Source organism: Bacillus cereus ATCC 14579 (genome assembly GCF_000007825.1).
In the GTDB taxonomy this organism is placed as follows: domain Bacteria; phylum Bacillota; class Bacilli; order Bacillales; family Bacillaceae_G; genus Bacillus_A; species Bacillus_A cereus.
Genome location: NC_004722.1, coordinates 3,423,910 through 3,448,936, shown reverse-complemented (window position 1 = coordinate 3,448,936; position 25,027 = coordinate 3,423,910). Strand labels below are relative to the sequence as shown.

The window sequence follows — 25,027 nt, the reverse complement described above, 5'->3', positions numbered from 1 at the left end:
CCTCCAGAAAAGGTATCATTTTTTTTGATGAATTACATGATAAATCTTTATTTTATATGATATCAGAACTTTCATACAATGGAAGGGGATGGAGGGATTATTGTGTTAATGGAAGAAAGGGTGAATAGTACTTATAAGTGGGTTATGTTAATTTTTGCGACGGTTGCTCAAACAACAGCGACACTTATAACGTATGGTGTTGGAGCGTTTGCTTTATTTTGGAAAGAAGAATATGCACTTACGAATACGGAGATTGGATTGTTAGTAAGTGTTGTAAATATAGGACCGCTATTTTGTATGCTTTTTGTCGGGCGGCTACTTGATCAATACAATGAAAAGTTGTTAATTTCGATAAGTTCATTTTTACTAGGAGGTTCGTTTTTACTGACTAATATGGTCAATGGATTTAATGGGTTACTCTTTGTACTTTTATTAGTAGGAACGTTTTATAGTGTTTCGCAGCCAGGAGGAAGTAAGGTGATAATGAAGTGGTTCTCAAAAGAAAATCGCGGGTTAGCGATGGGGATTAGACAAGCCGGTATACCGATTGGTGGTACATTAGCGGGAGTATTGATCCCGTTTCTTACAATAAAATATAATATGGCCTATGCGGTAAATAGCATTGCATGCATTTGTATAATTGGAGGGTTTTTATTTTTTATATTTTATAAGGAACCATATATTCAAGAGAAAGTTAAACAAGAACGTAGTAAACTTTCTTTTTGGATGCAGTTAAAAGAAGTGATGTGTAAAAAAGAGTTGTATGCAATTTATATAACTGGCATTTGTATGATTTCATTGCAAATGGTGTTAGTTGCACACTTTATAAAATTTTTAGTATTGGAACAATCAATCACGCCAATTTTAGCTGGAAAAGTATTTTCCGTTATGTTCTTTTCTGGAATGGTTGGTAGGGTTATATTAGCAGCTACTAGTGATTTATTTTATAAGGGGAATAGGCGTACCCCCTTATTTATAACTGTTTGTATTTCTATTTTCTTCATTCTAATATTAGTAATGAGCATACATACAATAACGAATGTATTGTATGGCGTAAGTGCATTGTTAGGGTTCTTTTCAATTGGATGGTTTAGTCTTTTTATAACTGAAGTTGCGGAATCAGCAAGTGAAGAATCGGTAGGGATGACAGTGAGTTTTGCACTTACATTAAATCAAATTGCTATTATTGTTGCGCCTGCTTTATTTGGTTATATTGTAGATAAGAAGGGATATACGTACGCGTGGTTATGCATAGTTGTATTACTAACTATTTCAGCGGTTAGCTTATATAGGAAGTATAGAAAATGAAGGAATGTTAGCAATGTAAATTTTTTATGAAGAAAGTCTAAAGAAATGTTGAATGAGCGACATTTCTTTTTTATTTGTTGTATAATCAAAATGTAAATGAGATTCGTTTTCAATTTCGTTCATTACCTCTTTTGAAATTACCTGTAATTTTAGCCATAATTAGCTGTTTTTCTTTATCGTTATTTGCATGATTTATTTTATTTAAAAATTTTTCAGCATCATTTCCTTTTAATACCATAATCTGTTTTCCATAATATTCAATTAATACCATGTTGTTTTTTATTATCCGATAATGAAACATTTTATCATCTAAACGATTGCGTTTATCGGTATTTTTCATATTACATCTCCATTCTTTTTAGTATGTAACAAATGTTACAAAAGAATTTGAAATTATAGTTTAATGCATCCGATTGTATGTTGGAAATTTTGCAAGAAAGAAATACAATAGAGAGTAGTCAAAATTGAAAATGAGAAAAAGGAATCTAGTTTTAACAGAGTGAATATTAAATAATATTATAATATACTTGATAATTAAAAGATATAAAATAGAATGGATGTACGTTAAGTGAAACTAGATAAAAGAGGGTTCCTAGTATGTTAAAGAAATGGTTAATCGTTTTCTTTATTTTTGCTGTTTTTTGTGGAAGTGTTGTTACACTAATACATGCAAATAAAGGAAAAAAATATGATACAAAGGCATTTTCTAATGTAAATAGTAAGCAAAAAGATGTTAAGCAGGAAGTTGATGCGAATGAGAAAAAGCGTTATGAAATTGCAGCTGGAAAACTAGATCAGTACTTAAAAGATAAAGGATTTAATGGGAGTGTTCTTGTAGCAAGTAAAGATCATGTCATTTTACGAAAAGGCTACGGTTATGCGAATGTGAAAGATCAAGTATTAACAACGCCAAGAACGAAATATCGCATTGGGTCTATTACGAAAACAGTTGTTGCAATATCTATTATGCAACTAAAAGAAAAAGGGAAGTTGAACATTGAAGACAATGTAAATAAATATATCCCATCGTTTCCAGCAGATAAAAATATTACGTTACGAAACTTGTTAACACATACGTCTGGATTACCAGAACAGGGACAAGGTAGTGTTGACGCAGCATCACGGTTAAAATTAGTAACGTGGATTGGGGCACAAACGTTACAATTTCCAGCAGGGACAGGATGGAAATATACAGATTATAATTATATGGTGCTTGCATATATTGTAGAAAAAATATCGAATAAACCACTTGCTGAATATGTGAAAGAAAATATTTTGACTCCCGTTGAAATGAATGAATCTGGAATGGGCGCAACACTTCCAGAAGATATTTTCTTAGCAGAAGGGTATACGAAAAAAGATAATAAGTTAATAGCCACGCCGCGCTTAAAAATGAACTGGCTGTATGGTTGTGGTGAAATGTATACGACTGTTGAAGATATGAAAAAGTTAGATGAAGCTATTATGGATGGTAAACTACTTTCTAAACAAAGTGTATCAGATATGTTTTCTGCATCACCTGCAAGAAAATATGGATTTAGTTTCTATATTTACCCAGATTATTATCATAACCACGGTGTATTAGCTGGCTGGAACACTTTTAATAATTTTAACTGGGATAAACGAACGTTTGTCATATTATTTTCTAACGTCCAAAATGGTATGAATGACGCATTTAATCAAGAATTCAGGAAAATGGCGAATGATTTAATAGAAGGAAAGTAATTATAAAAAAATCGGTATTGATATGTAATTATCAATACCGATTTTTTTATTTTGTAAAGTTTTACTTACTGAATAAAGTGAAACTTTATTCAGTGGAGGGGCTTTGTTCATCCCCCACTGAGTAGAAGCCCTCATCAATCGGGCTTTTACGGGCAGCAGGGCCCCCACCTAACTTTTTTGCTTGCGCTGAATTTTGAGGTGAGGGTCTTACTGCCCATAAATAGCGGGATAAATAGGTAAGAAAGGTGATTGGCATATGAATAAATCTAAATAGGTAGTTAAATGCTAAGTAATGCAAAGAACAATTGGTAATTTTTACATTGATAAAAAAGCTTGAGCTTCACACTATGTGAAGCTTTATATTATTGGAGACAAGAACAGGAGGTTGAAAAAATGAAAAAAGCAATAAAGTTTTGTTTAATAGCTACATTATCTACAACAATTATTAGTGGATGCTCTTTTGAGGGTAACAATGAAAATGTTAAAGGGAAAGAAGGGGAAAAAGTAGAGGTACAGAAAAATGCTGGGAAATATACGATGCCAGATGAAAAAGATAAACATGAAGGTACATGGCTGCAATGGCCACATGAATACACATATGGTGAAGAGTATAAGAAGGAAGTTGAACCTATTTGGGTTAAGATGGCAAGTGCTTTAACTGAGGGTGAGAAAGTCCACATTGTTGCATATGACCAGGAAGAAAAAGAAAGAATCAATAACCTTTTAACAGATGAAGGGTTAAATATGGAGAAGATTGATTTCTTTATCGCGCCTACTGATGATGTATGGGCAAGGGACAGTGGACCAATTTTTGTTTATGACAGCAATAAAAATCTCAAAATATTAGATCCAGCATTTAATGGTTGGGGGAAGAAAACACCTTATAAAAATGATGCTCAAATACGTAAGAATGTTAGTAAACAATCAGGAATTGAAAGAGTTGATTGGGGGAAATTTGTCCTTGAAGGCGGCGCAATTGAATTAGACAGCAATGGGACTGCTTTATTAACTCGAAGTGCAGTAACGAATAAAAATAGAAATCCTGATTTATCAGAAAAGGAAATTGAAAAATATATAAGTGACCTTGGGGTATCAAACTTTATTTGGTTAGACGGAGTACCTAATTTAGATATTACGGACTTTCATATTGATGGATTTGCTAAATTCCATAATAAATCTACCATTGTAACGATGAAAGAAGATGACCTAGCTGAATGGGGTTTATCCAATAAAGATATGGATACATTGTTAGATGCCAAAAATGCTTCAGGACAGAAATATAAGTATGAATACTTGCCGCTTAGTAAAGAAAAGGTTGCTTTAGAGAATGGAAAAACTCTCGATTATAAGGGATCGTATATCAATTATTATATTGGGAATACAGTTGTATTAGTGCCTAATTATAATGATCCGAATGATAAAATCGCAAACGATACGATTCAGAAGTTATACCCAGATCGTAAAGTAGTCGGTATTGATGTGAGGGAGTTGTATAAAAACGGCGGTATGATACATTGTGTGACACAACAACAACCAATTGCATTGAAGTAATTAATTGTAATTTCGTTGTGCTGCTATATAGACAAAATAGGGGGAATCTTATTACCTATTTTGTCATTCCTTATTATTTATAAAAATAAATTTAAATATAATGATGAATGAATTGTAGTGTATATTCGCTTTTCGTTTTATATGGTAAAGGAGAAAAATGTTTGTGTTAAAGAATTTTAAAATAGTGTTTTCGTATTTCCCTATCGTTTTACAGTACATTTTAAATGTAGCTTTAATTTGCTTAGGGGTTGTTCTAAGTGTGTTTCTTATGAAAGAAGTCATTCAGTTTATGCAAGAACTGAAATTGGATGGTAATGAATCTAGTTATCATTTAATTGATAGTATCGTCGTATTCTTTCTGTACTTCGAGTTCATCGTAATGATTATAAAGTATTTTCAAATGAATTTTCATTTTCCATTACGATATTTTATATATATAGGTATAACAGCTATTGTGCGTCTCATCATTATAGATCACGATAGTCCGTTAGATTTATTGTTATATGCCTGTGCAATCTTTGTATTAATTAGTGCATTGTTCATTGCGAATTCTAAAATGATGCGTTGGGATTTAGAATAGTAAACATTTGTTGTTGAATTAAATAAGATATTTTATCTTTTTGCAAAAAAGGAGTAACGGTATTGAAAGAAATAATCTTAACCAGCCTCATAATGATAGGGTTTATGATTCTATTATTTAATTGTATACTTTCATGATTTAAAAGAATAAAAGGTTAATAGAGAAAGAGGTTTTTGTAAATATGATTCATTACAATAATCAAAATAGTTTACATTTATAAGTTTTGCATTCATAGGTATTGAAGCAATAGGGGTTGAAATTGAAGATCCCTTTGGTCAGGATCCAAATGATCTTCCGCTAGAAGGAATTTGTATAGGAGTAGAAACGCATTTAGTGAATTTATTCAATCAAAACGATCTATTAGAAGTAATGGGTTTGAATCTTGATAAAAAAATCATTTAATCATTTATTGTTGTTTTAAAATATGGTATTTAAAAAAATTGTCAAGAGTCAATTTAAGGCTTAACGTCAGCTTTATATTTTTTATATAAATATATAATATTTCTCCATGCTATAATCCATTCATGAAATGTACATGTTGCATGAGTTGTAACGAAAAAAGACATAAATTGAGGAATAGTTGGCTTTGTAAAATCAGTTATGTAACTACTATTAAAAAGCGAGGTAAATAATATGGAACAAAAACATAATGGCATTATTTTTACTGCAATACCAAACGAATCAAATGAATATTATCAACCATTTTATGAAGACTTGATTTACTTTAATGAATGTTTAAATGAAAAGAAATCAATTGCGGATCAACTTATATCTTTATCTGTTGAAGAACAAGACTTTCATACGAGCTGTTTTGAGTATGATGATATTTGGCTAAGAGATGTTGCACCGGTTGTCACAAATCATCTAGTTAAATTTAAATATCGACCAAATTATTTGCCAGATGATCAAGGGCGATATTTAGATCAACAGTTTAATAAATGGTTGAAAAAGAATGACTTTGAATATGTGAAATCCCCATTAATATTAGATGGTGGTAATCTTATTTGGAATAAAAAAGATACCGTAATATTAACAGAACGTATATTTGATGATAACGATGATTGGACAGAAGAGGAAATTATTGAGCAGTTAGAATGGGATTTAGATGTGAGCCGAGTTATTATTATTCCTGCTGAAGAAGGGGATGTACTAGCACACGCAGACGGAATGGTTAAATTTATTGATGAACATACAATGTTTATTAGTGATTTTTTAGGGGATCATGAATTTAGATATAGTGTTGAAGAGATTATTCAAGAACAAATGCCAGAAGCTGAATTTATAGTTGTTCCTTCATCATATACAGAGAAAGGACAATATGATCAAGAGATAGCATCAGCAAAAGGGTTGTATATAAATATGTTAGAATCATGTGATGCTCTTTATGTTCCTAAGTTTGGACTAGCTAAAGATGAGGAAGTTTTACGATATATTCAACAGTATACGGAGAAACAAGTTATTCAAATTCATGTAGGAGAAATATCAACAATGGGAGGCGCGATGAATTGTTTAACGTGGTATTGTCCAAGTCATTTGTTACCTTCGAAAATGAGAAGATTGAAAAATCAGAATGAAGATTTTTCAATGAAGAAGATTTTTGATTGGTTTTAATAAATAAGTAATGAAAAGAAAATATATTCAAGGAGTATTGATATGTATACCATCGCTGAGTTTTCTCGGATTTGTAAAATGAGTACGCGGATGTTAAGACATTATGACAAAGAGGAGATATTAAAACCGGCATATGTGAATCCGGTTAATGGGTATAGATATTATGAACAAGAGCAGCTGGAAGTAGCGTTGAAAATCAAAAAGTTAAGGGAGTATAAATTTCCTCTTCCAAAAATTAAAATTGTTTTGCAGTCATCAGATCAAGATTCGTTTGTTCAACATATACAATCACAAATTATCGAGTTGTCTCATGAAGTGAAGCAAAATTTACAGGTTATTTCAGAAATGAATGAAATGGTAAAGGTGAATAGTAGTCTAAATATTGCTCGTCATAGAAATTACGATATATTAATGGGAATGAGGAATGAAGTAACGATAATTACTCAAAGAGTAAAAATAGATATAGATGATATGGATGATTATTTTTATGACTTATATGAAGAGGTACAAAAAAATAATTTTCAAATAGTCGGTTCACCATCTGCAGTCTTTTATGATGAAGAATATATTCCAAGTAACAGTGATATTGAATTAAGAATCCCGGTTATGCAGGGGAATGATGAAGACGTAGCACAAGAGTATGAAATGAAACAACTAAGTCCACATCATATCGTTACTACTATGCATTATGGAAGTTACGACTATATAGGTTACGCTTATATAGCGTTAGAAGAATGGATTGAAAGAAATGGGTATGTGATAATTAATTCGCCATATGAGGTTTATATAAAGGGACCTGAATGTGATTGTTTAGCAGAAGAGTATGTGACACAAATTTGTTTTTTAGTTACGAAAAGAAATTGAAATAGAATTAACGAAATATTTAGGAGTAACGAATTTTATATGGATAACTGGTATACGCGGAGAAGATAATTATGATGAAGATACGGATTATCATATTGATGGCGCGGCACGGTTTGTAAATGAAAATACGATACTGTATGAATATGATCCTTTCGGTGAAGGAGAGCCATACCTTTTGGAGGCGTACGAAAAGCATTATCAAGAATTACGACAAGCGAAAAATATAGATGGAAAGCCATTTCAGCTCATTCCAGTACCAGTAACAAGAAAAGTGGTAAAAGAAGCAGACTGTAAGGGTTCATATTTGAATTTTTATATTGGTAATGAAGTTGTATTAGTTCCTGTATATGGTGATGAACATGACAAGTTAGGGCTGCAAATTATTGAAGGTCAGTTTCCAGGAAGAAGAATTGTCGGTATTTATGTGAATGAATTGTATGCGTATGGTGGTATGATTCACTGTGTGACGCAGCAGCATATAGAATAGAGTAATTCAAATGAAAAAGCATGCAGAGCATATACTCTGCATGCTTTTTATAATGCTGAAAACTCCTCAACAAGTTGAGTGAATTGTTTCAATGCACTTTCAATCGGTTCTGGCGTAGTTAAATCAACACCAGCTTTTTTCAATAGGTTTAGTGGATAATCAGAACTTCCACCTTTCAGGAATTCAATATAATTTTTCTGAGCATTCGGATCACCGCTTAATAGTTTATCAGCGATTTGAATGGCAGATGCGAATCCAGTTGCATATTTGTATACGTAAAACGGGCGGTAGAAATGAGGGATTCTAGCCCATCCGTATTTTACTTCTTCATCAAATACAAGTGAATCACCGTTATATTCTTTAAATAGTTTTTCATAAATTTCACTGAAGACTTGTGCATTTAATGGTTTACCTTGTTCCGCCATTTCATGTGTGATTTTTTCAAATTCTGCAAACATAATTTGTGTAAAGAAAGTACCTTTGAATTTTTCAATAAAATGGTTAACTAAATGGTTACGCACGTTCGTTTCTTTTGCTTCTTTTAATAAATAGTGAATTAATAACACTTCATTTACTGTAGAAGCGACTTCTGCCACAAAGATAGAATAATGTGCAGAAATTCTTGGTTGGTATCCATGTGAATAGTGCGTATGCATACCGTGCCCGCATTCATGAGTAAGAGTGAACAGGCTATTTAAATCATCGTGATGATTTAAAAGAATGAAAGGATGAACACCATATACACCAAAGTTATAAGCACCAGAACGTTTTCCTGGTGTTTCTCTTACGTCTATATATCGTTTATCTTTAAAACTTTTTAATGTCTCAATATATTCTTCTCCTAAAGGAGCTAGTGATGCAATCATAATGTCAAATGCTTCACTATATGGGATGTCTTGTTTTGCACCTTCTACTAAATCGACGCCTAAGTCGTATTGTCTTAGTTCATCTACGTTTAATTTTTCTTTTCGAATTTCATTGTATGTATGTAATGTTTGAATGTTTTTTTTCGTTGTATCAATTAGGTTTTCATATACTTCTTTCGGAACCATATCGCCAAATAATGATTTCTCTAGCGCTGATGGATAGTTTCTTAGCTTCGAAACAGTAACATTATTTTTAATAGCAGCGGATAAAGTAGATGCGATGGAATTCTTTAACTGAACATATGGTTTGTAATATGCTTTATAAGCTTCTTTACGCTTTTCACGATTCGTATCTTCTATTAACTTTGCATACATTCCGCGTGTTAAGTTCACTTTTTCTCCATCGTCAGTCGTCACTTCACCAAATAATATATCTGCATTGTTTAACATACCAAATGTGTGCTGTGGAGAAGAAAGAGCTTCACCCATCTGTGATAAAATTGCTTCTTGGTCCTTATTCAATACGTGTTTTTTATAACGATATAATTCAAATAAGTCTTCTTTATAATATTGTAAGCCTTCTGTTTCTTCTATGTAAGAATGTAATGTGCTTTCGTCTATGCTAAGTAAGAAGGGGGAAAAGAAAGATTTAGCTGCACTTACTTTCACGTGTAATTGTGATACTTTATCGACAAGAGATTGTGCGTCAGTATCGCGTGTATCAAGGTCAGATTGTAATCGTGCATAAGCGAACATTAAAGATATTATGCTAGAAATTTCTTCACTCTTCGTTAAATAAGCTAATAAACTATTGCCATCGTGAATATTGCCATTAAACTCGTGTAATTCCTTCGTTAATACTTCAATTTTATGAAAATCACTTTCCCAATCTTCAATTGTATGGTAAATGTCTGTTAAATCCCATTTTTCTATATCAGCTACTTGTAATCGATCTTTAAGTTCTGTCATAATCATTTCCTTTCTAAACATGTAGTTATATTTCTATATAACTATGAAATACAACAAATTGCAAAAAATCCCTGCTGAAAATTGAAAAGCCTTGCTAAAATAACAAGGCTTACATACTTATAGTGTAATTCCGAATTTTGAATGTAAAAGGTTTGTATATTGCATGTCTGTAACGGTTTCTTTCGTTTTTTTACCATTTTTCGCTACTGTAAGGCTATCTTTCGTTAAAGAGGCATGCCCATCTTCAGTTAGTTTTACAATAAGAGGTACTTTATTAAAGGGTGATCCTTCATGTTCAACGATAATTTTTTGTGCTGTATTTGCTTTTTCTTCATCCACTTCTTCTATATAAAATGCATAGCCTAACGTCCAATCATCAGCAGCAGATTGATCCAAGAACTCATTGTTTTTCCGCATCTCTAAAATGTAGTTTCCCTTTTCGGTCATTTCTTTACGAATACGATAATCTCCTGTAGCAGAGTGAATGACTTCACCTAAGAAAGGGACAGGGGCAAGAGGTAAGTATGATCCGAATCCTACTTCAATTAAATAAAGTTCATTATGATGTGTTAAAACGGTTGCGATATGGCCAGAATCAACAGCCCATATGGAGTTTGCAGCGTTATAAACTGTTCCTGAAACGAGATGAACATCGAATCCAGAATCTTTCAGGAAGTAATACATAGTAGGATTGAGTTCATAACAAAGACCGCCACGGTTATTTACTAAAATTTTCTCTTTCAAATTTTCTTTTGATATTTCTTTAAAATTCTTTTCGAGAATATTTAAGTTTTCAAAAGGAACAGTTTGTGCCATTGCGTACATAATGTTAGATAAATCTTCAAATGAAACTGTGTCTTTTTCTTCTATATGTAATCGTGCGAAAAATTGTTTTTGAAAGTCTGTCATCGAAATCCCTCCGTTATGCTTTTATAGGTAAATTGTAAACAATCTTGAATAGGATGTGAAATTAAAACTACGTTGAATATTTGAAATTAGATTAAAAATAATATGGGAGAGTGAGAGATTGCTACTTTACTAACGGTGGGACGAATATTATAATAATTCTGATAAACTATGCAAACGCTTTCTTGGAAGGGGATGGTGTACAGATGTTTAAAAGAATAACAATAGTCGGATTGTCAGTTGTTATGTTTTTACCTAGTATATATGAGGGGAGTAAGGCATATGCAGACACAGTTAACAATGGAACGTTAATGCAATATTTTGAGTGGTATGCTCCGAATGATGGGAATCATTGGAATCGTTTGCGTACTGATGTTGAAAATTTAGCGGAAAAAGGAATTACATCTGTTTGGATACCACCTGCATATAAAGGAACTACGCAAAATGACGTAGGATATGGAGCATATGATTTATATGATCTGGGGGAATTCAATCAAAAGGGCACAGTGCGGACGAAATATGGGACGAAAGCACAATTGAAATCTGCAATTGACGCTTTACATAAGAAAAACATCGATGTATACGGTGATGTAGTTATGAATCATAAAGGTGGGGCTGATTATACAGAAACTGTAACAGCAGTTGAGGTAGACCCGAGCAATCGAAATGTTGAAGTATCAGGTGATTATGAAATTAGTGCGTGGACGGGATTTAACTTTCCAGGACGTGGAGATTCTTATTCTAATTTCAAATGGAAATGGTATCATTTTGACGGAACGGATTGGGATGAAGGAAGGAAATTAAACCGAATTTATAAATTTAGGGGCATAGGTAAAGCATGGGACTGGGAAGTGTCTAGCGAGAATGGGAATTATGATTATTTGATGTATGCGGATCTTGATTTTGATCATCCAGATGTTGCGAATGAAATGAAAAAATGGGGAACGTGGTATGCGAATGAATTAAATTTAGATGGTTTTCGTTTAGATGCTGTTAAACATATTGATCATGAATATTTGCGCGATTGGGTAAATCACGTTAGACAGCAAACAGGGAAAGAAATGTTTACAGTAGCTGAATATTGGCAAAATGATATCCAGACTTTAAATAATTATTTAGCGAAGGTTAATTATAATCAATCTGTGTTCGATGCACCACTTCATTATAATTTTCACTATGCTTCAACAGGAAATGGGAATTATGATATGAGAAATATTTTAAAAGGAACGGTAGTTGCGAATCATCCTACACTTGCGGTTACTCTAGTTGAAAATCATGATTCACAGCCTGGTCAGTCATTGGAATCTGTAGTGAGCCCTTGGTTCAAACCGTTGGCATATGCATTTATTTTAACGCGTGCAGAGGGGTATCCTTCTGTTTTCTATGGTGATTACTATGGTACAAAAGGAAATAGTAACTATGAAATTCCAGCGTTAAAGGACAAAATTGATCCGATTTTGACGGCACGAAAAAACTTTGCATATGGTACGCAGCGGGATTATTTTGATCATCCAGATGTGATTGGCTGGACAAGAGAAGGTGATAGTGTACATGCTAATTCTGGTTTAGCAACATTAATCTCTGATGGACCAGGAGGGGCGAAGTGGATGGATGTTGGAAAGAATAACGCAGGGGAAGTATGGTACGATATTACGGGTAATCAAACAAATACTGTAACAATTAATAAGGACGGGTGGGGGCAATTCCAAGTAAGTGGAGGATCAGTTTCCATATATGTTCAGCAGTAATTTGGTGATGAAAAAGAAGAGGTAGACTGAAATATAAGTCTACCTCTTCTTTTTATATTGTGCATATTTATCCCGCTATTTGTGGTCAGTCCGATTGGTGAGGGCTTATTAAAGTTTCACTTTATTTTTCCTGAATCTTTATTGTAATAAAAGAGTTAGTCGACCTTTATAACAACAAGAGAGGCATTGGAATATATAATGTCACCCGTGGCTTCTCTTATTCGTACTCGAAGAACGTCCCCTTGATTTAAAGGTAGTAAATCAGTTCTGGCGGATGTAGCTCTCACCCCAGAAGCACCACCAACTCGCGTTTCAATTGCGAATTGAATGGAATCGTTTATTGTAAGATTTAATATACTAGACGATATAGCTTGTATTACAAATACAATTGAAAAGGATACAGAGTACACGCCAGTGGTATCAATTGTAATAGAATTATTTAATGGATTTAGGGTAGTTCCACTAGCAGGTCCTGGAATGGTAAAATTAATATTTGTATTAACTACTGCTGAAAAACCGATTCCTACTTCAGAAGTTATTGTTCCAAATATGGGAAGAATCCCCAAACCGGTTGCGCCAGTAGGACCAGTTATTCCGATTCCGGTAGAACCTGTAACCCCAGTAGGACCAGTTATTCCGATTCCGGTAGAACCTGTAACCCCAGTAGGACCAGTTATTCCGATTCCGGTAGAACCTGTAACCCCAGTAGGACCAGTTATTCCGATTCCGGTAGGACCTGTAACCCCGGTAGGACCAGTTATTCCAATTCCGGTAAAACCTGTCGCACCGGTAGGTCCTGTGATTCCAGTAGGTCCGGTGGGGAATGTAAATGGTGGAATTGATGGTAGTGTGGGACCGATTAAATTTGGTTCCAGAGCAGGTCCATGTAAAATATTATATTCTTCACTCATATAGTAAACCTCCTATCATTGCTTGTCATAATTATTAAATGTATTAGGGGAAGTAAATGACATTCGCAATAGCGGAGGCGCTTCTTATAATTTCTCTTCAGTGAATATAGACCTAATTTAAGCAATATTGAAATCTATAGTTACGTACTACTAAAGTATGACACCTTTACTTCTCACGTAACGTATAGTATGATGATTTCAATAAATTAGATTTCAATGACTATAATATAAATTAATGAGAGGTGCTTTTTGTGAGTGCGGTAGGTATTAAATAGGAAAAATTTAATGAAATAAATCGGATAAGACCAGGGGATTTTTATGTACATCATACCCCTAATTTTGTCATGCATTTATTTCAAAACCTATGAAGATACCTACAATACTTTATAAAGCGTGTAATAAGGGACTGCCATCTATTTTTATGGCTTATTTCCTCATACGTTATTACACATGCCTTGTAAATGTAAAAGCTGCGGTATCCCCGCAGCTTTTTTGTATATATTTTTAATGTATAAAAATGGTAATTAAATAATGTAGAGCTCATTGGAATCTAATGAGTAGGTATCTTCATTTATGATAAAAATCAATCATAGTGAGGAGAAACAAAATGAATACGATGACTTTTGAAAAGTTACAATATAACGAATTAAAGGATATAGTGAAATCTTATTGTGTAAGCGGATTAGGTAAGGAATTAGTAAACAAATTAGAGCCGAGTACGAGTATAAAAGTAGTGAGAAATCGCTTGAATGAAACGACAGAAGCACGAGCTATATTAGATGCAGAAGGGCATGTTCCTTTCTTCGGCATTTCTAATATTGCTAGTACAATTCAAAAATTAGAAAAAGGGATGATTTTAGATCCAGAAGAATTAGTAAGTGTTTCAGACTTTTTACGTGGGTGTAGAAAGATTAAAAAGTTTATGTTAGATAAAGAATTTTTTGCACCAGTATTAGCTTCTTATGCAAATTCAATGACTGAATATAAAAGTATTGAAGAGGAAATTAACTTTTCAATTAAAGGAAATAGTATTGATGTAGCTGCAAGTAAAGAGTTAAAACGAATTCGAAATAATATCGATTCTGTAGATGGGAAAATAAAAGAACGTTTAACGAAGTTTTTAAATAGTAGTGCAAATAAGAAATTCATTCAGGAATTCTTTATTAGTAAAAAGGATGACCGTTATACGATTCCAATTAAATCTTCCTATAAAAATCAAGTTGCTGGAAGTATTATTGAAGCCTCGGCAAAAGGTTCTACTGTATTTATAGAACCGCATACGGTTACGAAATTGAATGCAGAATTAGCAGGTTTGAAAGCAGAAGAAGCGGTTGAAGAGTATCAGATTTTAGCGACTTTATCAGGAATGGTGTTAGAAAACATTTATAATATAAAGATTAACATGGAGCTAATTAGTCAGTATGATATGGTATTTGCGAAAGCGAAGTTTAGTAAATCGATTGATGGAATAGAACCGAAGTTAAACGATCATGGCTACATTCATTTAGTGAATTGTAAGCATCCGCTTTTAACAGGGCAAGTTGTACCGTTACATTTTAAAATTGGTCAAGAGTATCGTAGTTTAATTATTACAGGGCCGAATGCGGGCGGAAAAACAATTGTGTTAAAAACGATTGGATTGTTAACATTAGCTACAATGTCAGGTCTTCATATTGCAGGAGATAAAGGTACAGAAATCGCTATTTTCGAAAATGTATTCGTAGATATTGGTGATAATCAAAGTATTGAAAATGCACTAAGTACATTTTCGTCTCATATGAAAAATCTGTCTGAGATTATGAGGATGTCAAATAATAATACGTTACTTTTATTTGATGAAATAGGGAGCGGGACTGAACCGAATGAAGGGGCAGCACTTGCAATTTCTATTTTAGAGGAGTTTTATCTTGCGGGATGTATTACCGTTGCGAGTACGCATTACGGAGAAATTAAACGATTCTCAGAAATGCATGATGACTTTATGAATGCAGCGATGCAGTTTAATAGTGAAACGCTAGAGCCGCTTTATAAATTAGTTATCGGAAAATCAGGAGAAAGTAATGCACTTTGGATTGCGAATAAAATGAGCGTAAAAGAACATGTACTGAAAAGAGCGAAAGAGTATATGGGAAATAAAGAGTACGCTTTAGAAAAAGTGAATGAAAGTAAAATTAGAAAACCGAAATTTGTACAAGAAAAAAGAGAATCTCATTATGAGTACAAAATCGGCGATCGTGTGAATTTATTGGATCATGATGATTTTGGTATCATCTATAAGGAAAAAGATAATTTTTATAACGTTGTTGTATATTATAACGGTGAATTCGTTGAAGTAAATGTAAAACGTATTACTTTAGAAGTAGCAGCGAAGGAGTTATATCCAGAAGGATACGATTTAAATACACTATTTGTTGATTATAAAGAAAGAAAAATGCAACACGATATTGAGCGCGGATCGAAAAAAGCACTGCGTAAAATTCAAAAAGAAATAAGAAAGAATAGAGGATAAGTTAAAATGGTAACGATTAGACAAGAACAAAAAAATGATTATAGAAAAACAGAAGAAGTCATAAAAGAAGCATTTTTAAAGGAAGAATTTAGTGATAAAACAGAACATGAACTTGTAAAACGTATTAGAGAATGTGACGCGTTTGTTCCAGAGTTATCAATTGTTGCGGTAGATGAAGATATAGTTGGTCACATTATGTTATCGAAAATTACAATAGAACAAGATGGAACTTCTGTAGAATCGTTAGCACTTGCACCAGTTTCAGTTGCTAGGGGTCATCAGAAAAAAGGAATTGGTGGAAAACTGATTGTAGCTGCATTAGAAAAAGCGAAAGAACTTGGATACGGATCAGTTGTAGTATTGGGACATCCAGAGTACTACCCGAAATTTGGTTTTAAGAAAGCAAGTGAGTGGAATATAAAAGCACCGTTTGAAGTGCCTGAAGAGGTATTTATGATAATGGAATTAACAGAAAATGCTCTTCGAGGTGTAAAAGGAATTGTACAATATTCGAGTGCTTTTGCTGAGTAGGAGTAACGGTTAAGAAATGTAATCATAAAAGATGCTATCTTTTTGTATGGATATACAGAAAGATAGCTTTTTTTATTAAGCGGATCTACTGACGTATATTTTGCTCAATGAATAATTGAGGTGGTAAAATTGATATAGAAACGTAAAGGGAGAGAATGAAATGAATAAGCGAGAAACAGATAGCAATGAGAATGCAGTTACGTTATATGTTACAAGACACGGTAAAACAATATTAAATACGAATCATCGTGCGCAAGGTTGGGCTGATTCTCCATTAGTAGAAAAAGGTGTTGAAGTTGCCACAAATTTAGGGACAGGATTAAAAGATATTCATTTTATGAATGCATATAGTAGTGATAGCGGCCGCGCAATTGAAACTGCTAATTTAGTATTAAAATATAGTGAGCAATCAAAATTAAAACTTGAGCAAAGAAAAGATTTGCGAGAATTAAATTTCGGTATTTTTGAAGGTGAAAAACTTGAGAATATGTGGGATGTGGTTGGAAAAGCTGCAGGCGTTGCATCATCAGAAGAACTTATGAAGTTTTCTATTCAAGAAGTGATTAATCTTATTAGCGTAGCAGATCCTACAAAACAGGCGGAAGATTGGGACTTATTTTCTACTCGTATAAAAACAGAGATAGATAAAATTAGTGAAGAAGCTGCTGGAAATGGTGGCGGTAACGTTTTAGTTGTCGTTCATGGGCTTTTGATTACTACCTTAATAGAAATGTTAGACAGTAGCAAAACAAAACTTGGAGTGGAAAATGCTAGTGTGACGAAAATTGTATATCAAGATGGAACATACACAGTCGAGTCTGTTGGAGATATGAGTTATGTTGCAAAAGGGAAAGAAAGTGTGGAAATATAATTAAATCTCAAATAGAAATAAGAAAAGGAAGGTAGAGAAATCTAGCTTCCTTTTCATTTTGTGAATTATGGGATTAATAAAATCTTCCCTGTGCTTTTACGGCTCTCTAATAATTCATGAGCAAGAGCACCGTCTTGTAAAGAGAATGTAGTAGGATTTGAAATGTTTAATTTTCCAGTTGCGATCCAATCGAATAATTGAGTAGATCGTTTTTTACGTTCTTCAAAAGTAGTAAGCACGTTCCAAAGGTCTCCACCAGTTAAAGTTTTTGAAGTATCCATAAGCATACGCGGATCAACTGGCGCAGGATTACCACCAGCCATTCCGTAAAATACGACAGTACCGCCAATTTTAGTAGCGTTAAAACTTTCCCCTAATGTAGAACCTACTGATTCATACACAACATTTACTCCAGTTCCATTAGTCATTTCCAGTACTTTCATATGCCATGCTTCGGTATATAAAAATACGTGATCGGCACCAGCTAATGTAGCTATCTTTGCTTTTTCTTTTGATGATGTAAGACCAATTACTGTTCCGCCCTGTAGTTTAATCATTTGAATAAGAAGTTGACCGACGCCACCAGCTGCAGCGTGTACTAAAGCTATATCACCTTGTTTTAGTTGATAGCTATCGTGCGTTAAATAATGTGCAGTTAATCCTTGTAATAAGACAGAAGCGGCTGTTTCAAAAGAAATAGAATCTGGCAGTGGGATTACTTTTTCAGATGGAACGGCAACTAGTTCTGCATTTGCAAATGGGACGTCCGCAAATGCAATACGGTCTCCTAGGTTGATAGTAGTAACGTCAGCTCCTACTTTTTCAACAATTCCAGCTCCTTCATAACCTAATACATAAGGCGGATTGCCAGCAAGATGATAATCGCCGCGGCGTCTATAAATATCAGCGAAGTTTAATCCGATTGCTTTCGTGCGGACAAGAATTTCATTTGGACTTATGATTGGATCGTGTATTTCTTTATAGTGTAGAACATTAGCGTCTCCGAATGTTTCGAAACAAAGTGCTTTCATATGGAATACCTCCATTTATATTGTTTATAGATGTTCTTTATCATACAATACAAATATCAATAGACAAAGAGGATTATTTCGATGGAATCAATCGGAAATATCGATTGAAAAGAGGGATGATAAATGGAAATAAAACAGTTAATTACATTTAAAGTAGCGGCACATACTTTGAACTTTACACAAACTGCGAAGAAATTAAACTTTGCCCAATCGAGCGTTACAGCACAAATTAAAACATTAGAGGCTGAGCTCGGTACACCACTATTTGAGAGATTAGGGAAACGTCTTTTCTTAACTGAAGCAGGTAGGAAGTTTCAACTATATGCCGACAAGATGATTGCACTCAGTAACGAAGCGAAAATGGCTGTGAAAGATGATGAAGAAATAGCAGGGACGATAATAATTGGAGCACACGAAAGTCAGTGTACATACAGACTGCCTTCTATATTAAAGAGGTTTAAAATACAATTCCCAAAAATAAAACTTATATTTAAACCAGCACATTCCAATAAAGATGCGAAGGAACAATTGATGGAGGGAAAAGTAGATCTTGCATTTATTTTGGATGAGTGTAAAACAGAAGATGTTTTACATGTGGAACCGCTTATGAAAGAAGAATTAAAAGTAGTAGCTGCTCCTACACATCGTTTACTTGAACAGACTACTGCTTCTATAAAAGATTTAGAGAGTGAAACACTGTTACTAACAGAATTAGGCTGCTCGTATCGGACTTTATTTGAAGAGCTATTTCGCTGGGAAGATGTATATCCAGCAAATAAAATTGAGTTTGTTAGTGTTGAAGCAATTAAACAATGTGTTATTGCAGATTTAGGCATAGCCGTTTTACCAGCAATAGTAGTAGAAAAAGATATACGAGAGGGGACGATAAAAGAGTTACATTTAGAAAATACAATCTCTCCGATTTATACGCAAATCGCTTGGCATAAAGACAAATGGATGACAGTGCCACTGCAGCAATTTATTGATGTAACGAGGGAGTTCTTTACAACGGATTAAGTGGAGAAATATTTATTTTATAAAAAGAAAAAATGGCAATTTTTTATAAAGAACTGATGCTTGCATGTAACAAGTATCGGTTCTTTTATGTTTGAAATAAAGGATGTCTTCAAATGTGTATTTCTCAACTTTTTTTCTTAAAAGGATAAGTAAATTTCTTTGTATATTCCAATAATCGTAAGGGAATTTACAACTTTTATTCGTTTCTGTAAGATGCCTCTAGGCAGCATGAAAGGAGGGGCGTACATAGGGGATAGATAAACGTACTTATTTTGAGGGAGGAGATTTACAATGTTTAAAAAGCTAATGAAAGTATGTGTGTTAAGTGCAGCGAGTGTAGGGGTATTATTTAGTTTCCAAGGAAGTACATTTGCAGCTACTGATTTAAGCAGTTATTATGACGGGAAAAATCCAGCAACAACGAAAGTATACGGGGGAAGTACGACGTGTGATGCAGATGGATTTAATGCAAAATCTACAGCTGTATATGAAGGTAGTAAAAAAGTAGGGACAGTGTATTTACGTTACAGTAATAAATGTCATGCAGCATGGGCTAAGTTTGTTTTAGATCAACCAGCACCAGCTGTTTCGGGAGGAGTGTACGCGTACGCTGTTGTGAATAAATACAAAAATGGTGTATTCCAAAAATCAGTTACTTCTAATCAGGGGAACGGCACAATAAAAACAGGTCAAACGAGCACTTATACAGGAATGGTATTTGATTTGACTGCTGATTTCGGATACACAGCAGATGCTGAAGCAGTTACGTTTAATAACGGTTACGGGAAAACAGCACGTTATTAAGAAAGGAGTGAAATGATATGAAACTTTTAAAAAAGACGAGTGCATGTTTATTGCTATCTTTACTCGTTGTAACTAGTATGTTTAGCACGACTAATAGCGATAAAGCATACGCAGAAGACCATTCATATGATGGGAAAAGTCCTTATTATAACAGCTGTGATCAATCTGCAGTAACGAAAGAAAAGAAGTGGATTGATTCAAATTCTTATGTGGAATTAAAATTTAGCACGACGTGTAAAACAGCGTGGGCAAAAGTTACTGTAACTCGCCTGGCAGTTTATAATAATGAAGCTGATGCAAGGATTGTTAGAAAAACAGATGGAAAGGCATACACTTGCGGAAGTGCTGGAGGAAATGGTGTTGTAAATAAAGGGCAAACATCATGCTATACACCAATGGTATATGATTTAGATCCAAGAAAGGCACAAGCACAAGGGAAACATGCAATTCCGAATAGTGATGCATATAATTATGCGGAGACTATTTGGTATTAATACGATTATACATGTTTTAAGAGCTGTTATTTGATATAAAAATGAAAGAGCCTTACTGCATTTTATTGTGGTAAGGTTCTTTAAATTTGTTTAATAGATTAACTGCATCCATTTACAAAGGTCTCTCTATATAATCGCTTTTAAGTATGGCCATAATAATTTCATCTGAGTATGTATCGTTATAAAATAAAGATTGACGTAAGGTTCCTTCTTTTACAAAACCAACTTTTTTATAAGCTTTAATTCCGCGTAAATTATGGCTAAATACTTCTAACTGTAAACGATTTAATGATAGTTGTTCAAAAACAAATCTTAAAACTATTTTAATAGCTTCCGTTCCATAGCCTTGTCCTGTTAATGCTATTGAAAGCATTGATATTCTGAATCCTGCTCTTTTGTTCTCCTCATCGATATCTAAAATCGACAACTCTCCAATCATCTTGTCAGTACTTTGTAAACAAATAGCGAAATCATAGCGACTTGAATCATTATTTATATGATCTATATGTTTCGTAATTTGCTCCAATGAAAAAGTGGACTTAGTTCCAGTCATATATCTTATTTCATCATCCATTGTACTTTCTAATATAATAGGAGCATCTAGCTGACAAAGAGGCCTTAAATAAATTCTCTCGCTCTCTAATCTCATTATAATTTTCTCCTTTAGTTAGTAATTGAATGTATAAATACTTAACTTTCTTCAATGAGTTACATAAAAAATATGAATCTTAATTCGATGTTACATGAATTTTATAATGGCATGGTATACCTAAAACAAATAATAAATGTTTTATACACAACAAAATGTATCAACGAGTTTTTTGATCATACTATTATTCTTGCTGCTCATTCCGCTTTTAAATGAACACGAATGTATTAACTAAGGTCTGTATCAGGAGGAGTATATCCAAGGTGACGAGCCATAGATACAATTTGTCCTTTATGGTGAAATTCATGCGTCTCCGTATGAGTTAAAAGCCATAGCGGAGTTGTGCTCCAAGGTTCTTTTTGCCATTTCACTTCATTTGCTATATTTTCGAGCCAACGGTCATTGTATTCATCTAAAAAATGTTGTACAGTCTCATCTACTAACTTAAATCTAGCGCGAACTTTTTCCACATTTGCATGCTCAATTTCGTAATCGCTAGCAAATGAAAAATCTGCTCTTTTTTGCTTGAATGCGAATGATCCAAGCCAGTATCGATAGCAATCGGCTACATGAATATGAGTCTTTATAATGCTACCGCTTCCGAAATTAGAAACTGTGCTATGTAATTTTTCTATTGGGATTTCTTCCAAAAACGAAAATAGAGTTTCTCTTGTAGAGCTAATAAGATTATATTGTTGTTTTAAAATATGTAACATGCAAGTACACTCCTCTTTTATTAACATAGTAAGTAATTCTATATTTACGAGGAGTGAACCTTTTTATTATTTTTAATAAGCATATTAGATGTATTTCTTATTTGTTTCTGATAGATTAAACAAGGTGAAACTTTAGTAAGTTGAACATTCTTAGTTCATAATAAATTGTACATCAAGAAGGGGAACGATAAAATGAATAGAATAGTGGGTTTAAAACAATTTGAAATAACGCGCGGGGCGTTACTTAAATTTATGGAAACGTTAGATGATAAAACTGTGGATACGCAGCCAGAGGGTTTTAACAATACAATTCGTTGGCATATCGGTCACGTGTTAACAGCAGCAGAGACTTTCATGTTCGGAAGAGAATTTAAACAATTGCCAACTGAATATCCAGGTATGTTTGGATATGGATCAAGACCATCTAAATGGACGACAGAAGGACCATCGTTAGAAGTGTTAACGGCTCAATTAAAAGAACAAGCAAAACGTATTAACGAAATTCCAGCAGAAGCATTTGAAAATAAACTGCCAGAGCCATTCCTAGGATTGGAAACAGTAGGGGAGCTTTACGGTATGATGCTTTATCATGAAGCTGATCATATTGGGCAAATGAAGGCGATGGAACGTATTATTAAAGCTCTTTAGTCTTAATTGCATATAACAAGCAATACAGTTGTAATGTTAAATAATATATACAAAAAAGGTAGATAAATTATTATCTACCTTTTTTGTATAACTTCTTGAAGGATTAGAGAATTTTATAATTTTTTATGTTGTGATTATTAATTATAGTATTCCTAAATATGGAATATACGTATAATAATAGAGAAGAACTAGAAATAGGGGTGAATACTATGATTACATTAGAGCAAAAGTTGGAGCAATATAAACATACATATGTACAGTTAAAGGGAGAACTAAAATGGAAAACGAGTGATTCTCGAACAGGAATGATGATTGCTGCTATGTATGCAGGTAGTGATAAATTGTTTGATCTCGGACGTTTTTTAGAAATTAGTAGTTATATTAAGAATCAGGTAGGGATGTTTTCATACTTAAAGTCTTATCATCGTTTTGTAGTGGCCGCAACATTAGATATTCACTTTACAGATTACAAGGAAGCTTTTCGGAAGTTTTTAGATTTATATGAACAATTGGTCACTGGTGGCTTTAGCCGGAGTATATTTACTTATCTCGCAGCAGCTGTGCTTTTAACAGAAGAAAATGAACAGCATGGCGCGCACATTCAGCGTTCGATGCAAGTATATAAACGCATGAAAAAGGATCACCTCTTTCTTACAAGTACAAATGATTATCCGCTCGCAGTTTTATTAGCAGGACAATCAGAGCATGTAGAAACACTTATGGACCGAGTGGAACGTCTTTATCAGAAACTAGCGACAGCTGGTTTGCGTAAAGGGAATGATCTTCAATTTTTGAGTCATATTCTTTCACTAAAGAAGGATGTCAGGGAAGAACTATTAGTTGCAAAATGTACAAATATATGGAATTTGTTAAAGCAAGAAAAGGTAAAAGTAAAACAGATGCATTACCCAGCTATCGGGCTACTAGCGTTACTCGAGGACGGAGAAAAAGAGATTCATTCTATTCGAGCATTTATTGAAAAATTACAGGGGGATAAATTATTCCGTTGGCATACAGATACAAATATTCTTATTGCTATTCAACTGTTCGTAAGTCAGAAAGGTGAGGAAAGTAAAGCTACCAACACAGGTTTACAAACAATGATAGAAGTCCTCATACAAGCACAACAAGCAGCTATGATGGCAACGATTGCCGCTTCATCTGCAGCAACCTCTTCTGCTAGTAGCAGTTCATAATGTGTAATTGCTTATACTCTTGTAAATTATAACTCCCTTGATAAGGAAGGTTTAAAAAATATTACTAAAAACAGTTAGCTCATCACTCTCTAATGAGTGATGGGCTAACTGTTTTTACATAATCAGCATTATCTTTTTAATTCCTTCAAATGTTTGAGCTGCGTGACAATCATAATGCTAATAACAACGAGTAAAAACCATGAACTAATTTTGCTTAAGTGAACGAGACTCCATGCTTCCCGTTGATTTGGATATTGCCATGCTCCGAAAAATGTTGCGATGTTCTCTGCAACCCAAATGAAGAAACCGATAAAGAAAAAGGAGAGAACGAGTGGCATTTTATATGGAACGCCTCGTAATGAAAATTCCACAAATGTCCGAAAGAAAACGATGAATAGTAGTAAAGTTAATATCCATCTAAAATCGTATAGAAAATGATGCGTGAAAAAATTGAAGTAAATCATAGCTCCTAACGGCACGGCAAAAATAGCTTTCGGCCAATGATGCATTTTTAAATGCAACCTTCTCCACGCTTGACATATGTAACTCGCGACACTTGCGTACATAAAACCGCTGTAAAGCGGAACTCCAAAAACCTTCGAATATCCCTCTTCGGGATAACTCCATGAACCGAAATGTACTTTATATATTTCTAGTAAAAGGCCGATGAGGTGGAAGATGGTAATTACTTTTAGTTCGTCTTTTGTTTCAAGTCCAGTCTTGTACATAATCCACTGCATAAGAAGGCATACGATGAGTATGAAATCATAACGATATAATCCTGGGATTGAAACAATTTTTGACAGGGCTAGTGTTAAGAAAATAACGACTGGGAATAAGCAAGATAATGCTTGCTCGTAAGTGAAATATAGTAGTTGTTTTATATAGAACACTGTGTCACCTTCGGTATTTTTATTGGAAAAATCAAAATAATTAATAAGTATACCTAGAATTTGAAAAATAGTGAGGTGGACTATTTTGCATGTATTTGTAAGTTTTAGAAGGGAATTGTAATGAGTATTTTAATATTGTAGC

The 25,027-nt window shown here is 33.7% G+C and carries 23 protein-coding genes and 2 pseudogenes; 17 read left to right on the top strand and 8 right to left on the bottom strand.

What is annotated here, in order from left to right:
* Positions 1 to 78 precede the first annotated feature (78 nt).
* Positions 79 to 1,308 (top strand): MFS transporter, encoded by a 1,230-nt coding sequence (locus BC_RS17415; RefSeq protein ID WP_002195716.1) that lies wholly within the window; start codon positions 79 to 81, stop codon positions 1,306 to 1,308.
* A 109-nt stretch (positions 1,309 to 1,417) separates the two neighbouring features.
* Here BC_RS17415 and BC_RS17410 read toward each other — a convergent pair whose 3' ends face one another.
* Complete coding sequence (locus tag BC_RS17410) at positions 1,418 to 1,648, bottom strand: hypothetical protein (protein ID WP_000798786.1); 231 nt, start codon at positions 1,646 to 1,648, stop codon at positions 1,418 to 1,420.
* A 257-nt stretch (positions 1,649 to 1,905) separates the two neighbouring features.
* Here BC_RS17410 and BC_RS17405 point away from each other — a divergent pair, with 257 nt between their 5' ends.
* From BC_RS17405 to BC_RS17375, 7 genes and pseudogenes are all read left to right on the top strand, one after another.
* Positions 1,906 to 3,033 carry a serine hydrolase domain-containing protein gene (locus BC_RS17405; RefSeq protein ID WP_000915203.1) on the top strand — a complete coding sequence of 376 codons (1,128 nt, stop codon included), beginning with the start codon at positions 1,906 to 1,908 and terminating at the stop codon, positions 3,031 to 3,033.
* A 393-nt stretch (positions 3,034 to 3,426) separates the two neighbouring features.
* Entirely contained in the window at positions 3,427 to 4,584 is a 1,158-nt protein-coding gene (locus BC_RS17400) for an agmatine deiminase family protein (protein WP_000709181.1), read from the top strand.
* A 163-nt stretch (positions 4,585 to 4,747) separates the two neighbouring features.
* Positions 4,748 to 5,164 carry a phosphate-starvation-inducible protein PsiE gene (gene psiE / locus BC_RS17395; protein ID WP_000916575.1) on the top strand — a complete coding sequence of 139 codons (417 nt, stop codon included), beginning with the start codon at positions 4,748 to 4,750 and terminating at the stop codon, positions 5,162 to 5,164.
* A 210-nt stretch (positions 5,165 to 5,374) separates the two neighbouring features.
* Positions 5,375 to 5,566, top strand: a pseudogene (locus tag BC_RS17390) (bestrophin family ion channel); the annotation flags it as partial.
* 231 nt (positions 5,567 to 5,797) lie between these two features.
* Positions 5,798 to 6,775, top strand: coding sequence for an agmatine deiminase family protein (locus BC_RS17385; protein ID WP_000435528.1), 978 nt, complete (start codon positions 5,798 to 5,800; stop codon positions 6,773 to 6,775).
* A 42-nt stretch (positions 6,776 to 6,817) separates the two neighbouring features.
* The gene (locus tag BC_RS17380; protein ID WP_000287979.1) at positions 6,818 to 7,639 is read left to right on the top strand and encodes a MerR family transcriptional regulator; all 822 of its coding nucleotides are present in this window, start codon (positions 6,818 to 6,820) and stop codon (positions 7,637 to 7,639) included.
* Positions 7,626 to 8,126 (top strand): annotated as a pseudogene (locus BC_RS17375) (agmatine deiminase family protein); the annotation flags it as partial. The gene BC_RS17380 and the pseudogene BC_RS17375, both read left to right, overlap by 14 nt.
* A 47-nt stretch (positions 8,127 to 8,173) precedes the next feature.
* Here the strand turns inward: BC_RS17375 and pepF are convergent.
* Positions 8,174 to 9,961 (bottom strand): oligoendopeptidase F, encoded by a 1,788-nt coding sequence (gene pepF / locus BC_RS17370; RefSeq protein ID WP_000137534.1) that lies wholly within the window; start codon positions 9,959 to 9,961, stop codon positions 8,174 to 8,176.
* 117 nt (positions 9,962 to 10,078) lie between these two features.
* Complete coding sequence (locus BC_RS17365; protein WP_000129191.1) at positions 10,079 to 10,870, bottom strand: arylamine N-acetyltransferase family protein; 792 nt, start codon at positions 10,868 to 10,870, stop codon at positions 10,079 to 10,081.
* A 203-nt stretch (positions 10,871 to 11,073) separates the two neighbouring features.
* Here BC_RS17365 and amyS point away from each other — a divergent pair, with 203 nt between their 5' ends.
* Positions 11,074 to 12,615: an alpha-amylase gene (gene amyS, locus BC_RS17360; protein WP_000476408.1), complete on the top strand. Its 1,542-nt coding sequence runs from the start codon at positions 11,074 to 11,076 to the stop codon at positions 12,613 to 12,615.
* Positions 12,616 to 12,770: 155 nt separating this feature from the next.
* Here amyS and BC_RS17355 read toward each other — a convergent pair whose 3' ends face one another.
* Positions 12,771 to 13,526, bottom strand: coding sequence for an exosporium leader peptide-containing protein (locus BC_RS17355; RefSeq protein WP_011110275.1), 756 nt, complete (start codon positions 13,524 to 13,526; stop codon positions 12,771 to 12,773).
* Positions 13,527 to 14,133: 607 nt separating this feature from the next.
* Between BC_RS17355 and BC_RS17350 the strand changes: the two genes are divergently transcribed.
* From BC_RS17350 to BC_RS17340, 3 genes are all read left to right on the top strand, one after another.
* Entirely contained in the window at positions 14,134 to 16,035 is a 1,902-nt protein-coding gene (locus BC_RS17350) for an endonuclease MutS2 (protein WP_001095202.1), read from the top strand.
* Between the two features lie 6 nt (positions 16,036 to 16,041).
* Positions 16,042 to 16,566, top strand: a complete 525-nt coding sequence (locus tag BC_RS17345; RefSeq protein WP_000256461.1) for a GNAT family N-acetyltransferase — start codon at positions 16,042 to 16,044, stop codon at positions 16,564 to 16,566.
* Between the two features lie 160 nt (positions 16,567 to 16,726).
* Positions 16,727 to 17,437: a histidine phosphatase family protein gene (locus BC_RS17340; RefSeq protein ID WP_001042046.1), complete on the top strand. Its 711-nt coding sequence runs from the start codon at positions 16,727 to 16,729 to the stop codon at positions 17,435 to 17,437.
* A 65-nt stretch (positions 17,438 to 17,502) separates the two neighbouring features.
* On the opposite strand, the gene BC_RS17335 is transcribed toward BC_RS17340, so the two are convergent.
* Positions 17,503 to 18,468: a quinone oxidoreductase family protein gene (locus BC_RS17335; RefSeq protein WP_000645267.1), complete on the bottom strand. Its 966-nt coding sequence runs from the start codon at positions 18,466 to 18,468 to the stop codon at positions 17,503 to 17,505.
* A gap of 123 nt (positions 18,469 to 18,591) precedes the next feature.
* On the opposite strand from BC_RS17335, the gene BC_RS17330 reads away from it, so the two are divergent.
* The 3 genes from BC_RS17330 (at position 18,592) to BC_RS17320 (ending at position 20,783) form a co-directional block, all read left to right on the top strand.
* Entirely contained in the window at positions 18,592 to 19,485 is an 894-nt protein-coding gene (locus BC_RS17330) for a LysR family transcriptional regulator (protein WP_000403892.1), read from the top strand.
* Between the two features lie 291 nt (positions 19,486 to 19,776).
* Positions 19,777 to 20,289: a YjfA family protein gene (locus BC_RS17325; protein ID WP_000473741.1), complete on the top strand. Its 513-nt coding sequence runs from the start codon at positions 19,777 to 19,779 to the stop codon at positions 20,287 to 20,289.
* Positions 20,290 to 20,306: 17 nt separating this feature from the next.
* Positions 20,307 to 20,783, top strand: a complete 477-nt coding sequence (locus tag BC_RS17320; RefSeq protein WP_000771162.1) for a DUF2690 domain-containing protein — start codon at positions 20,307 to 20,309, stop codon at positions 20,781 to 20,783.
* A gap of 112 nt (positions 20,784 to 20,895) precedes the next feature.
* Here the strand turns inward: BC_RS17320 and BC_RS17315 are convergent, their stop codons facing one another.
* Together BC_RS17315 and BC_RS17310 are read right to left on the bottom strand one after the other, a co-directional pair.
* Positions 20,896 to 21,432, bottom strand: a complete 537-nt coding sequence (locus BC_RS17315; RefSeq protein ID WP_001235430.1) for a GNAT family N-acetyltransferase — start codon at positions 21,430 to 21,432, stop codon at positions 20,896 to 20,898.
* Between the two features lie 227 nt (positions 21,433 to 21,659).
* Positions 21,660 to 22,148 carry a DinB family protein gene (locus BC_RS17310; protein ID WP_000902391.1) on the bottom strand — a complete coding sequence of 163 codons (489 nt, stop codon included), beginning with the start codon at positions 22,146 to 22,148 and terminating at the stop codon, positions 21,660 to 21,662.
* A gap of 192 nt (positions 22,149 to 22,340) precedes the next feature.
* Here BC_RS17310 and BC_RS17305 point away from each other — a divergent pair, with 192 nt between their 5' ends.
* Both BC_RS17305 and BC_RS17300 read left to right on the top strand, forming a co-directional pair.
* On the top strand, positions 22,341 to 22,796 hold the full coding sequence (locus BC_RS17305) for a DinB family protein (protein ID WP_001080055.1): 456 nt from the start codon (positions 22,341 to 22,343) through the stop codon (positions 22,794 to 22,796).
* A 158-nt stretch (positions 22,797 to 22,954) separates the two neighbouring features.
* A complete protein-coding gene (locus BC_RS17300) occupies positions 22,955 to 23,992 on the top strand; it encodes a DUF4003 domain-containing protein (RefSeq protein WP_002195661.1) in 1,038 nt (345 codons plus the stop codon).
* Between the two features lie 128 nt (positions 23,993 to 24,120).
* Here BC_RS17300 and BC_RS17295 read toward each other — a convergent pair whose 3' ends face one another.
* On the bottom strand, positions 24,121 to 24,885 hold the full coding sequence (locus BC_RS17295; RefSeq protein WP_000499399.1) for a DUF817 domain-containing protein: 765 nt from the start codon (positions 24,883 to 24,885) through the stop codon (positions 24,121 to 24,123).
* Positions 24,886 to 25,027: the final 142 nt, after the last annotated feature.

Coding starts and splice junctions, on each gene's coding strand:
- BC_RS17415 (WP_002195716.1), top strand. CDS start 79: ATGGAAGGGGATGGAGGGATTATTGTGTTAATGGAAGAAAGGGTGAAT.
- BC_RS17410 (WP_000798786.1), bottom strand. CDS start 1,648: ATGAAAAATACCGATAAACGCAATCGTTTAGATGATAAAATGTTTCAT.
- BC_RS17405 (WP_000915203.1), top strand. CDS start 1,906: ATGTTAAAGAAATGGTTAATCGTTTTCTTTATTTTTGCTGTTTTTTGT.
- BC_RS17400 (WP_000709181.1), top strand. CDS start 3,427: ATGAAAAAAGCAATAAAGTTTTGTTTAATAGCTACATTATCTACAACA.
- BC_RS17385 (WP_000435528.1), top strand. CDS start 5,798: ATGGAACAAAAACATAATGGCATTATTTTTACTGCAATACCAAACGAA.
- BC_RS17380 (WP_000287979.1), top strand. CDS start 6,818: ATGTATACCATCGCTGAGTTTTCTCGGATTTGTAAAATGAGTACGCGG.
- pepF (WP_000137534.1), bottom strand. CDS start 9,961: ATGACAGAACTTAAAGATCGATTACAAGTAGCTGATATAGAAAAATGG.
- BC_RS17365 (WP_000129191.1), bottom strand. CDS start 10,870: ATGACAGACTTTCAAAAACAATTTTTCGCACGATTACATATAGAAGAA.
- amyS (WP_000476408.1), top strand. CDS start 11,074: ATGTTTAAAAGAATAACAATAGTCGGATTGTCAGTTGTTATGTTTTTA.
- BC_RS17355 (WP_011110275.1), bottom strand. CDS start 13,526: ATGAGTGAAGAATATAATATTTTACATGGACCTGCTCTGGAACCAAAT.
- BC_RS17350 (WP_001095202.1), top strand. CDS start 14,134: ATGAATACGATGACTTTTGAAAAGTTACAATATAACGAATTAAAGGAT.
- BC_RS17345 (WP_000256461.1), top strand. CDS start 16,042: ATGGTAACGATTAGACAAGAACAAAAAAATGATTATAGAAAAACAGAA.
- BC_RS17340 (WP_001042046.1), top strand. CDS start 16,727: ATGAATAAGCGAGAAACAGATAGCAATGAGAATGCAGTTACGTTATAT.
- BC_RS17335 (WP_000645267.1), bottom strand. CDS start 18,468: ATGAAAGCACTTTGTTTCGAAACATTCGGAGACGCTAATGTTCTACAC.
- BC_RS17330 (WP_000403892.1), top strand. CDS start 18,592: ATGGAAATAAAACAGTTAATTACATTTAAAGTAGCGGCACATACTTTG.
- BC_RS17325 (WP_000473741.1), top strand. CDS start 19,777: ATGTTTAAAAAGCTAATGAAAGTATGTGTGTTAAGTGCAGCGAGTGTA.
- BC_RS17320 (WP_000771162.1), top strand. CDS start 20,307: ATGAAACTTTTAAAAAAGACGAGTGCATGTTTATTGCTATCTTTACTC.
- BC_RS17315 (WP_001235430.1), bottom strand. CDS start 21,432: ATGAGATTAGAGAGCGAGAGAATTTATTTAAGGCCTCTTTGTCAGCTA.
- BC_RS17310 (WP_000902391.1), bottom strand. CDS start 22,148: ATGTTACATATTTTAAAACAACAATATAATCTTATTAGCTCTACAAGA.
- BC_RS17305 (WP_001080055.1), top strand. CDS start 22,341: ATGAATAGAATAGTGGGTTTAAAACAATTTGAAATAACGCGCGGGGCG.
- BC_RS17300 (WP_002195661.1), top strand. CDS start 22,955: ATGGAATATACGTATAATAATAGAGAAGAACTAGAAATAGGGGTGAAT.